The sequence below is a fragment of the Carboxydothermus ferrireducens DSM 11255 genome (genome assembly GCF_000427565.1).
Lineage (GTDB): Bacteria > Bacillota > Z-2901 > Carboxydothermales > Carboxydothermaceae > Carboxydothermus > Carboxydothermus hydrogenoformans.
In genome coordinates this window covers 247,222-257,634 of the sequence record NZ_ATYG01000001.1, presented here as the reverse complement: position 1 = coordinate 257,634, position 10,413 = coordinate 247,222, and the positions used below count along the sequence as shown (strand labels likewise).

The window sequence follows — 10,413 nt, the reverse complement described above, 5'->3', positions numbered from 1 at the left end:
ATCAGCCATTGCTAGCATCCTTTCTATACCTCCTGTTCGTATTGGTCTACAAACAAGAGGTTATTAGATTTTGGGACTGCTGGCAATGGTTTTTTTTACTATTCCTAACTCTGCACTTTTATCTTGCCAAACTCTGCACTTTTATTTTGCCATAAACAACTCTACCCATGTAAAAGCTAGTGCTAATAAAAATAAGTATGTAAAAAAATTGCACAACAGAAGACCAGCAAATATAAAGAAGAATTATTGCGAGAAATAAATGCTGACCGGGAAGCCCATGGAAAAAAACCCTTTGAAGATATCGAAGAAGAAAAAGATGAAAATGACGATAACATCAATAATAACGACAACAACCAAGATAGTAATGTTAATATTAACAATAATCAGGAAAAAGAAGAGTTAAAAGAAAATACTGGAAATACTCAAGAAATAATAGTAAGTACAACAGATCCCGAAAGTGGATTGTTTGTAAAAGGAGAAAAAGAACGCTGTTTTGCCTATTCTGTATCTGTAGCTTGTACTAAAAATGCTTTTGTTCTTGATTTAGAAGTAGCCCCTGGCAATGTTCACGATACTCAAGTATTTCCTGATTTGTTTAAGAGGGTTAAAAAAAGACATCCTGGAATAGAAGCGGTTGTGCTTGATGCCGGATACATAAGTCCCGCTGTATGTAGAGAAATAATTAAAGCAGGTGCACTGCCCGTTATGCCTTATAAACGACCAATGACTAAAAAAGGCTACTTTAAAAAACGCGATTATGTTTATGATGAATATTATGATTGTTATCTTTGCCCCAACAACCAAGTTTTAAAATACAGTACTACCAACCGGAATGGATACCGAGAGTATAAAAGTGACCCGAAAATATGTCGTGAATGTCCTGTGCGCTCAAAGTGTACCCAAAGCAATAATTATACAAAAGTAGTTACCAGACATGTGTGGGAACATTACCTGGAAATAGCGGAAGATATAAGGCATACTTATTGGGGAAAAGAATTATACAAAAAGCGTGGAGAAACCATCGAAAGGGTTTTTGCAGATGCCAAAGAAAAGCACGGAATGCGTTATACTCATTTGCGAGGCTTGAGGAAAGTTAAGCATTACCTCACGCTTCTTTTCACATGCATGAATTTAAAAAAGTTAGCCACCTGGAAGAAAAAACAAGGTACACTGCCACCCGCAGTGCCTGCTTTTTCTTCGTTTTTATCTAAAATTCATAAAATCTTTACCTTTAATAAAACACCGCTTTCAAGCCGCAGCTTAAAAGCGGTGTTTGTCTACAAGCTGAAACTTCCCGGTTTTGCCGGGAAGTTTACCATTTTCCCAATGAATCCTTACTTCTTTGAAGCGTATAGTTGTATTGGGAGTTTGCCGGGTATTTAAAACTTCCATAAATTTTCAGATATTTTTAATGAGTCCAATCCCAGATTTCCGCTTTTTCTCCAATTCTTTTTTTAATTGCTGCCAATATGTTATCTCGATGGGGACAGGCAAAACCGATCGGATTCCCTCTCGTTATACAAGATGCCAACACAACCACTTGCGCCCCCCGGTTTACCATCATTTCCGCCCGAGTAACGCTCTTCTTCCCCGGGCAACCGCCGCAGGAAACAAAACCGATCACCTCAACAGGCTCATTGCTAGTGGCAAACACGCCTTTGTTCTCCCGCGCCACGGCAAAGTCAGTATTGCCGGGGCACATATCTTCTGTCTGTTGACAACGAATAATACCTACCTTCATCTACACTTCCCCCTTGTTTTTTGCTTTAATTTTATCGAAAAATGAATTATAATACAAATATATCTTTTCAATGTTATCAATTGAAAATATCTATGTAAGCCAGGTGTGTGCAGAATGAATTTAAACTATCTAAAAATCTTTCATACTGTTGCTAAGCACCAAGGGTTTACTAAAGCGGCAGAAGAATTACTGATTAGTCAACCAACCATTTCTGTTCAAATAAAAAATCTGGAACAGGAGCTCGGCTTAGAATTATTTCAAAAGTTGGGCCGAAAAGTCTATTTAACCGAAGCCGGGCAAACTCTGTATCAATACACTACAAAAATTTTTAACCAGTTAGAGGAAGCAGAAAATGCACTCCGGGATTTAAAGGGATTGGGCAAAGGCCGTTTGTTGGTGGGAGCCAGTACAACTCCCGGCATTTATGTATTACCCGAGATATTAGGACAATATCGCAAGCTCTATCCAGGCATTGAAGTAGTATTAGATATAAGCAACTCCCATGAAATTGAACAAAAGCTACTGCACCATGAGCTGGAAATTGCTTTCTGTGGCGGCGAAGGAATTGTTCATCCTCAAATTGAGGCAAAAACCATAACCCACGATGAATTAGTTATAGTCGTTGCTGAAGATCATCCTCTAGCCCGCAAGTCAGCGGTTACCTTGGACCAAATTTTGACCGAACCCTTTATTTTACGGGAACCTGGATCCAGCACACGAATTGCTTTAGAACAGCGATTACAACAACTGGGCAAAAAAATCAAGGTAGCAATGCAGTTTAGCAGCCTAGAGGCAATTAAACAGGCAGTGGCCGCCAACCTGGGCATTGCCCTATTATCAAGGTTTGTCATCGACCAAGAAGTTTGCGCCGGGCGCCTGCATATACTTAAAATTCCTGAATTAACCATAAGAAGAGAAATTAAACTGCTACGTCATAAAGATAATAAACCCTCAGCCCAGGTTCAGGCCTTTTTGCGCCTGTTACAAGAAAGGCTGACCCCAAAATGTAGCACATAAAAAGACGCCATGGATGAGGTGTCTTGACCATATAGGACCAATATTTTAGCGTGTACCTACATGGCTTTCAGAACAATCCTCATAAAAATAAAATAATTCATAATACTTTCCTTATACTTTCCTTATACTTTCCTTCGCTATCCGATTCCATCACTATCTTTTTTAATGTTAAAAACCTTTACTCTCCATGCTAAACTACCAAAACCAAAAATAAACAATAAAATAACTTCAAAAACCACTTAATCCACTAACCCCTCTAACTAAACGGTTTTGGTTAAAAGAAAAAACTTCCCGGTTTTGCCGGGAAGTTTACCATTTTTCCCAGTGAATCCTTTCTTCTTTGAAGCGGGTAGTCGTATCGGGCTTTTGGTTGGGATAACCCAAAGCTATCAAGTTTAAAATACGATAGCCTTCGGGAATTTCTAAAATTTTAGCTATTTCGCGCTCCCGCTCTTCGAAAGGATGTACTGCCAGCCAAACACCGCCTAACCCTAAAGCGTGTATAGCAAGGAGAATATTTTCCGTTGCTGCAGACAGGTCCTGAATCCACAATTCCTGCCCAGGACCGGGATATTTCAGTAGTTTTGGATCAGCAACCACAGCAATTGCCGCTGCTGCTTCGGCAAGCATAGCTGCATAAGGATGCTTTTCTTTCATGGCCAGCATTTTTTGCCGGTCGGTTACAACGACAAAATGCCAGGGTTGTTCGTTACCTGCCGAAGGCGCATTCATCCCCGCTTCCAGGATTTTTAAAATTTTCTCCTTCTCCACCGGATGATCAAGAAATTTTCTAATGCTGCGTCGGGTGTTTAAAACTTCCAGAAATTTTTCCATCATATCCCCTCCTGGATAATAATTAGGTCTATTGGCTCTTCGCTAAATAGTATGGGTAAAAGCCTCTGATGTGGTATTATCACATTAGAGGTGATGAGAATGAGAGATATCGATATTTTTCAATTAGCATTAGGACTAACACCCCCCTGGATTGTTACAAAAAGCGAACTAAATCTTGAAAAAAACCAGTTAGATATTTACATAGACTTTCAAAAAGGTGGGACATTTGTTTGTCCCGTATGCGGCAAATCCGGATGTAAAGCTTACGATACTGAGGAAAAAACCTGGAGGCATCTTGATTTTTTTCAATATAAAGCCTACTTACATGCCCGGGTTCCCAGAATAAATTGCCCTGATTGTGGTGTAAAAACTGTTAATGTTCCGTGGGCAAGACCAGGTTCCGGTTTTACCTTACTTTTTGAAGCTTATATTATGACCTTAGCCAAAGAAATGCCAGTAAAAGCTATTGCCCGAATGGTTAATGAACACGATACCAGGCTTTGGCGAATTCTTTCTTATTATGTTTCAAGAGCACGGCAAAAAGAAGATTATTCAAATGTAACAAAGATAGGGGTAGATGAGACATCATTTAAGCGGGGACACGATTATGTAACTATATTTGCTGACTTAGAACATTCTAAAATACTTTTTGTAGCCCCCGGAAAAGACTATGAAACCCTTGAAAAATTCAGAAATGAGTTAGTATTGCATAATGGTAATCCAGAGAAAATAAAAGAAATCTGCATTGATATGTCCCCTGCTTTTATTAAAGGAGCTCGTTTATTTTTCCCAAAAGCTAATTTAACCTTTGATAAATTTCATGTAATGAAAATCATCAATGAAGCAGTAGACAGAGTTCGCCGGGCAGAACAAAAGGAACGTCCAGAACTAAAAGGTACAAAATATCTTTGGTTGAAAAACATTAAAAATTTAACAAAAAATCAAAAAGAGAAGCTGTTATCCTTAAAAAATCGGAATATAAAAACCGCAAAAGCCTATAACATAAAGTTAAGTTTTCAAGAACTTTGGCAGTTATCTCGGGTGGAAGCAGAACAATTTTTGAAAAAGTGGTACTTTTGGGCTACTCATAGCCGTCTTGAGCCAATTATTGAAGCTGCAAAAATTATAAAAAATCACTGGAATGGCGTTTTAAATTGGTTTTCCTCAAATTTAAATAATGGCATTCTTGAAGGTTTAAATAGTGTAATTCAAGCAGCAAAAAGGAAAGCCCGGGGCTATAGATCATTAAAAAATTTTGCAACTATGATTTATTTGGTTGGTGGTAAACTAAACCTTGAATTTTAATTTCCCTTACCCCCACAAAATAGCGAGGAATCGGTCTATTTTAAAGTTTAATACTTTTAAACATTGACCGCAACCCGGGGATGGTACCGAACCAGGATCAATTAACTTTTCGAGAAATTTTTAAAATTTCCTTGCCAATTTTTGCATTAAATTGCTATAATGTTAGAAATTAATATTAGAAGAGGTGAGTTTAGATGAGCAAGGTAAGTTTACCCAAGTATTACTACAACCTTAAGGCAGACCTTCCCGAACTTCCACCTCCGCCTCTTCATCCCGTTACCGGTCAGCCCATCTCGCCAGCGGATTTAGAGGGTCTTTTTCCTAAAAGTTTAATTGAACAGGAGATTTCTACCGAACGTTTCATTGAAATTCCCGAAAAAGTCCGAGAAGCTTACGCCGAATACCGTCCAACCCCACTTAAAAGGGCTAAAAAGTTAGAAAAGTATCTAAATACTCCCGCCAGAATTTACTTTAAGTACGAAGGGACCAACGCTTCCGGCAGTCACAAGCTTAATACCGCTCTGGCCCAGGCTTATTTCAACAAGCTGGATGGAACCGAACAGCTTACCACCGAAACCGGAGCCGGTCAGTGGGGGAGCGCTTTAGCTTATGCCACCAATTTTTTCGGGCTGAAGTTAACCGTATATATGGTAGGTATAAGCTATGACCAAAAGCCGTACCGGAGGATTTTCATGGAAACTTTCGGCGCCCGGGTGGTAAAAAGCCCAAGCCAGGAAACTGCTGCCGGACGTAAGGTTTTAGAAGCAGACCCTAATTCTCCGGGAAGCCTTGGGATAGCTATCAGCGAAGCGGTAGAAGTAGCAATGAGTGACCCCAAAACCAAGTACGCTTTGGGAAGTGTTTTGGACCACGTCCTTTTACACCAGACGGTAATCGGGCAAGAGGTTTATGAGGAATTATCCCTTTTGGGAGAAAAGCCCGATGTTTTGATTGCCTGCGTGGGCGGTGGCAGTAACTTTGGTGGCTTTACCTTTCCTTTTGTGCGGGAAAAATTAAAAGGTGAAAATATTGAAATAATTGCTGTAGAGCCAAAGGCCTGCCCAACCCTTACCGAAGGGGAATATAAATACGATTTTGGCGATGTTGCCGGCCTTACTCCTAAAATGCCGATGTATACTTTAGGCTACGACTTTATCCCGCCGGGCATCCATGCGGGAGGACTTCGGTACCACGGCGATTCACCTTTGGTAAGCCTTCTTTACAAAAATAAAATTATTTCTGCTAAAGCTTATCCCCAGTTAAAGGTATTTGAAGCTGGAGTAACCTTTGCCCGTACCGAAGGCATCATCCCGGCACCGGAATCTTCCCACGCTATCGCCGCAGCTATTGATGAAGCAATTAAATGCCGGGAAGAAGGTGTTGCCAAAACTATTGTCTTTAATTTAAGCGGGCACGGCTATTTTGACTTGTCCGCGTATGAAGCATATTTTGCTGGCAAACTTAAAGATTGAGGAAAAATCCCCGGTAAAAACCGGGGATTATTATTTAATGACCGGCTGGCCTCTTTTTATTTCTCCATGCTTAACCTCCACACTTTTTAGTTTCCTTCCCGTAAATACCGCTTCAGCAATAACAGTTTTTGCAGTCTCTTTATTACTACTGGAAGTAAATATAAAGTTACCCAGGCTGTAAAAGATTGGTCTGCCTTTATAAATTTCATACCTTTGCACTACATGCGGGTGATGGCCCATCACCACATCGGCTCCCGCTTCAACTAATTTATGGGCAAGTTTTATTTCAGGCGGATTTGGGGTTAAATCCCTCTCCACTCCCCAGTGAACGCTTACCACTAAAAGATCGTATTTAGCATCATTTTCGCAGATTAACTTTAAGATTTTACCAACATTCGGCTCATAAATAGACCAGATTCCCGTTTTTTTGGGGCTTGCCACGCAGGTTGTTGAAGGGATAACCCGGGAAAAAGCAAGAAAACCAATTTTATATCCCTGCCAGGGGATTTCCGTAATATAAACATCCCTTCCTGCCCCTGAGTAGTAAATCCCTTCTTGACGTAAGTAGCCAAGGGTATCATAAAGACTTATCAGCCCATAATCCGCAGAGTGGTTATTGGCAACCGAAACCGCCGTAACTCCTGCCTTTTTCATAGCCTTTAAAAATTCCGGTCGACCCCGAAAAGTGTATTTTTTCCTTTCGGGCTTTCCCCGAAGAGAAATACAGCTTTCTAAATTGGCAAAAACAAGCTTACCCTGAAAATACTTTTTAACCTTCTGCCAGGGATAATCATAGCCGTATTTTTGGTAGTAATAATTTAAGTTGCCGCCGGCTAAGACATCACCCAAAAAGACAAGTTTAATTTCCTTTGCCGGAGAAGCTGCACTGGCAAAAGCTTTAGTTAAGGTAATTGCCAGTAAAAATGTTAAAAAAATAATTTTTAACCTGCTCAAATATCTTCCACCTCATAATTAAAAATGCTGAAAACCCCTATCCTGCAAGACTACCCCATCTTCAGCTTTTACCCTTCCCCGCTCGTCATATCCCGTAACCATACCAATTTTAAACAGCGGTAAGTCCAGTTTAAAAAGCTCTTCCTCCTTTTCGGCAGGCACGGTAAACAAAAGTTCGTAATCTTCGCCGCCGTGTAAAGCCAAATCCAAAGGTTTTAAGGTAAATTGCTGGCAGAATGTTAAAAGAGCATAAGACAAAGGTATTTTTTCCCGGTTAATCGTAATTTCAACCCCGGAAGCCCGTGCTATTTCCTGAAGTTTTTTCACAAGACCGTCACTTAAATCATTGGTAGAAGTAGCAAATTTTTCCCGGCAGAGAAGCTGGCCTAATTCCAATCTGGGTTCGGGTTCCAGGTGCCGGGATATCAGATATTTTTCCACTTCTTCCGGCAATAAACCCAATTTTTCCTTTAAAAGCAAATAAAGTCCTGCCGCGCTATCTCCGAGATAACCGGAGACATATACCCCATCCCCGGGTTTTGCTCCGCTTCGGGTTAAAACTCCTTTTTCTAAGGCTTCCCCCAGTACCGTAACCGCCACCATTATTTCGCTGCCAGCTCCGGTAGTATCGCCACCAATTAAAGTAACCCCATACTCTTTAGCCATACTTTTTAATCCCTGGTAAAAGCCTTCAACAAAATTAACTTCAGTGGTTTTGGGCAAAGCCAGGCTCACCAGACAAAAGCGAGGTATGCCGCCCATTGCCGCAATGTCGCTTAAATTTACCGCTAAAGCCTTTTTCCCCAATATTTCCGGCTTCGTGTAACTTCGCTTAAAATGGATGTTTTCCACCAGTAAATCAGTGGTAACAAGGAGCTTTCCCTTAATTTCAACTACCGCTGCATCATCCCCGATTCCCAAAATAACCCCGGGGGATACTTCAGTAGCTTTCTGGGCAATAGCTATAACCCCTTCTTCCCCAATCTTCGTTATTTCCATTTTCTCACCGTAGCGCTTGAACTTTTTCCGAAGTTAACTCCAAAAACTCTTCTTTAGTTAAATTATAAAGAGAATCTATAAAATTTACCAGAAAACTTCCGGGGCCGGCACTTATTTTCCGGGCTTTTTCGGAAGCCGCTCCGTAAAAAGCTAAAGCCGCTAAGGCCGCAAGAGCCGGTTCATCAGTTACCCCAACAAAAGCACCAATTAAAGAGGTGAGAGCACACCCGGTTCCGGTCACTTTTTGAAGCATTATATCCCCGGTACGGTTTAAATACAATTCTCCTTCAGCAATAACGTAATCTACCGGCCCAGTTGCCACCACAACAGTTTTGTAGCGTTTAGCCACTTCCGTAAGATTTTCGGCTGCAAAATCGGACGCCTGGCTGTCCACCCCTTTTACCTGACCGGAGTTTCCCCTCAAAAAACTTATCTCTCCGTAATTACCCCGAACCAAGGTAAAATTGCCGGTAGCTAACAGTTCAAATACCGTATCATTACGATAATTGGTTGCTCCCAAACCCACCGGGTCTAACAGCAAAGGCTTTTGATATTTATTGGCCAAATAAACTGCTTTCTTAAAATACTCAACCTGACGGGAGTGAAGGGTTCCGATATTTATGACTACTGCATTAGCAATTTTGACCAATTCATCAGCTTCTTCTATCCCCTTCGACATAATCGGCGAAGCCCCGGCCGCTAAAAGTACGTTTGCGGTAAAATTAGTCACCACATTATTGGTTAAATTTACCACCAGAGGAGATAAGTCCCGGACCTTCTCCCGGATTTCCCATAGGGTGTTAAGCATTTTTTCCGCCCCTTTCATTCATAATTTTCATGGCACAAAGTTCCCCGCACATGGAACAGCTCTTTATGTCTTGAGAGCCGCGCTCTATTCGCATTTTCCTGGCCCGCTCGGGATTTATTGCCAGTTCAAACTGCCGTTCCCAGTTTAACTCTTTTCGGGCTACACTCATTTCATAATCCCGGTTCCAGGCTTCCCGGTTCCCCCGGGCCAAATCGGCTGCATGGGCCGCAATTTTTAAGGCAATTACCCCTTCTTCTACATCTTCCACCGTGGGCAATCCTAAATGTTCCGCTGGAGTAACGTAGCAGAGGAAATCCGCCCCAAAGTACGCAGCCCAGGCGCCACCAATCGCCGCAGTAATATGGTCGTATCCCGGAGCAATGTCGGTAACCAGTGGCCCTAATACATAAAAGGGAGCATTGGCGCAAAGCCGCTTCATAAGCTTTACGTTCATTTCAATTTGATTGATGGGCACATGCCCGGGGCCTTCCACCATAACCTGGACGCCTTGATTTTGGGCGTACTTAACCAGTTCGCCGAGCTTCATTAATTCCATAATTTGCAGCTGGTCAGTAGCATCCGCAATACTTCCCGGTCTTAAACCGTCCCCCAGGCTTAAGGTAACGTCGTATTTCCGGCAAATAGCTAAAAGCCGGTCGAACTGTTCATACAAAGGATTTTCTCTTCCGTTTTTCTCCATCCAGGCAATGGTTAGTGAGCCTCCCCGGCTTACCACCTCCGTTACCCTGGGAAAACGGTCAAGAACCTTAAGGATTTCCCGGGTCACCCCCACATGCACCGTCATAAAGTCTACGCCGTCAGTTGCCTGTCTTTCGATAACGTCAAACAGCAGTTCCGGATCCAAACGACTTATATCACCGTATTTATTTAGCGTTTCAGCCGCCGCCTGGTATAAAGGTACGGTCCCTACCGGCACCGAACTTTCTTTGATAATCGCCCTTCGAATTTCATCAAGATTTCCGCCGGTACTTAAGTCCATTATTGCATCGGCTCCCGCTTTAATAGCCACCTTTACTTTTTTTAGTTCATCTTCGTAAAAACAGCGATTTTCCGAAGTCCCAAGGTTAGCATTTACTTTTACTTTAAGCCCCGCTCCAATACCTTTGGGATGCAAATTCCGGTGATTAACATTAGCAGGTATTACCACTTCCCCCAGAGCTACCTTTTGCCGGATTTCTTCCGGCGATTTTCCTTCCTCCGCCGCCACTACTTCCATTTCCCTGGTAATAACTCCCTCTTTTGCTTTTAAAAGCTGAGTCATT

9 protein-coding genes and 1 pseudogene are annotated in these 10,413 nt (G+C 41.8%); 4 read left to right on the top strand and 6 right to left on the bottom strand.

The genetic code is table 11. The annotated features are described in order from the left end of the window. Positions 1-157 precede the first annotated feature (157 nt). A pseudogene (locus CARFE_RS13855) lies at positions 158-1,383 on the top strand (IS1182 family transposase); the annotation flags it as partial. A gap of 25 nt (positions 1,384-1,408) precedes the next feature. On the opposite strand, the gene CARFE_RS0101370 reads toward CARFE_RS13855, so the two are convergent. After that, positions 1,409-1,741, bottom strand: coding sequence for a CGGC domain-containing protein (locus CARFE_RS0101370; protein ID WP_028051470.1), 333 nt, complete (start codon positions 1,739-1,741; stop codon positions 1,409-1,411). A gap of 114 nt (positions 1,742-1,855) precedes the next feature. On the opposite strand from CARFE_RS0101370, the gene CARFE_RS0101365 reads away from it, so the two are divergent. Further along, the gene (locus CARFE_RS0101365; RefSeq protein ID WP_028051469.1) at positions 1,856-2,758 is read left to right on the top strand and encodes a selenium metabolism-associated LysR family transcriptional regulator; all 903 of its coding nucleotides are present in this window, start codon (positions 1,856-1,858) and stop codon (positions 2,756-2,758) included. 309 nt (positions 2,759-3,067) lie between these two features. Here the strand turns inward: CARFE_RS0101365 and CARFE_RS0101355 are convergent, their stop codons facing one another. Then, positions 3,068-3,592 carry a nitroreductase family protein gene (locus tag CARFE_RS0101355; RefSeq protein ID WP_011343682.1) on the bottom strand — a complete coding sequence of 175 codons (525 nt, stop codon included), beginning with the start codon at positions 3,590-3,592 and terminating at the stop codon, positions 3,068-3,070. Positions 3,593-3,691: 99 nt separating this feature from the next. Here CARFE_RS0101355 and CARFE_RS0101350 point away from each other — a divergent pair, with 99 nt between their 5' ends. Next, positions 3,692-4,897: an ISL3 family transposase gene (locus CARFE_RS0101350; protein ID WP_028051468.1), complete on the top strand. Its 1,206-nt coding sequence runs from the start codon at positions 3,692-3,694 to the stop codon at positions 4,895-4,897. 194 nt (positions 4,898-5,091) lie between these two features. Continuing rightward, the gene (locus CARFE_RS0101345) at positions 5,092-6,369 is read left to right on the top strand and encodes a TrpB-like pyridoxal phosphate-dependent enzyme (RefSeq protein ID WP_028051467.1); all 1,278 of its coding nucleotides are present in this window, start codon (positions 5,092-5,094) and stop codon (positions 6,367-6,369) included. Positions 6,370-6,399: 30 nt separating this feature from the next. Here CARFE_RS0101345 and CARFE_RS13850 read toward each other — a convergent pair whose 3' ends face one another. The 4 genes from CARFE_RS13850 to thiC are packed head-to-tail and all read right to left on the bottom strand — an operon-like array spanning position 6,400 to position 10,412. Then, positions 6,400-7,323, bottom strand: coding sequence for a CapA family protein (locus tag CARFE_RS13850; protein ID WP_051250091.1), 924 nt, complete (start codon positions 7,321-7,323; stop codon positions 6,400-6,402). 18 nt (positions 7,324-7,341) lie between these two features. Beyond that, complete coding sequence (gene thiL, locus CARFE_RS0101335) at positions 7,342-8,322, bottom strand: thiamine-phosphate kinase (protein ID WP_028051466.1); 981 nt, start codon at positions 8,320-8,322, stop codon at positions 7,342-7,344. A gap of 4 nt (positions 8,323-8,326) precedes the next feature. After that, positions 8,327-9,130: a hydroxyethylthiazole kinase gene (gene thiM, locus CARFE_RS0101330; RefSeq protein ID WP_028051465.1), complete on the bottom strand. Its 804-nt coding sequence runs from the start codon at positions 9,128-9,130 to the stop codon at positions 8,327-8,329. Further along, positions 9,123-10,412, bottom strand: a complete 1,290-nt coding sequence (gene thiC, locus CARFE_RS0101325; protein WP_028051464.1) for a phosphomethylpyrimidine synthase ThiC — start codon at positions 10,410-10,412, stop codon at positions 9,123-9,125. Before thiC ends, thiM begins: the two co-directional genes overlap by 8 nt. Between the last annotated feature and the right edge of the window lies 1 nt (position 10,413).

Excerpts from the sequence above, each read along its gene's own strand:
- CARFE_RS0101355 (WP_011343682.1), bottom strand. The coding sequence starts at position 3,592 with ATGGAAAAATTTCTGGAAGTTTTAAACACCCGACGCAGCATTAGAAAA.
- thiM (WP_028051465.1), bottom strand. The coding sequence starts at position 9,130 with ATGCTTAACACCCTATGGGAAATCCGGGAGAAGGTCCGGGACTTATCT.
- CARFE_RS0101345 (WP_028051467.1), top strand. The coding sequence starts at position 5,092 with ATGAGCAAGGTAAGTTTACCCAAGTATTACTACAACCTTAAGGCAGAC.
- CARFE_RS0101365 (WP_028051469.1), top strand. The coding sequence starts at position 1,856 with ATGAATTTAAACTATCTAAAAATCTTTCATACTGTTGCTAAGCACCAA.
- thiL (WP_028051466.1), bottom strand. The coding sequence starts at position 8,322 with ATGGAAATAACGAAGATTGGGGAAGAAGGGGTTATAGCTATTGCCCAG.
- CARFE_RS0101370 (WP_028051470.1), bottom strand. The coding sequence starts at position 1,741 with ATGAAGGTAGGTATTATTCGTTGTCAACAGACAGAAGATATGTGCCCC.
- CARFE_RS0101350 (WP_028051468.1), top strand. The coding sequence starts at position 3,692 with ATGAGAGATATCGATATTTTTCAATTAGCATTAGGACTAACACCCCCC.
- thiC (WP_028051464.1), bottom strand. The coding sequence starts at position 10,412 with ATGACTCAGCTTTTAAAAGCAAAAGAGGGAGTTATTACCAGGGAAATG.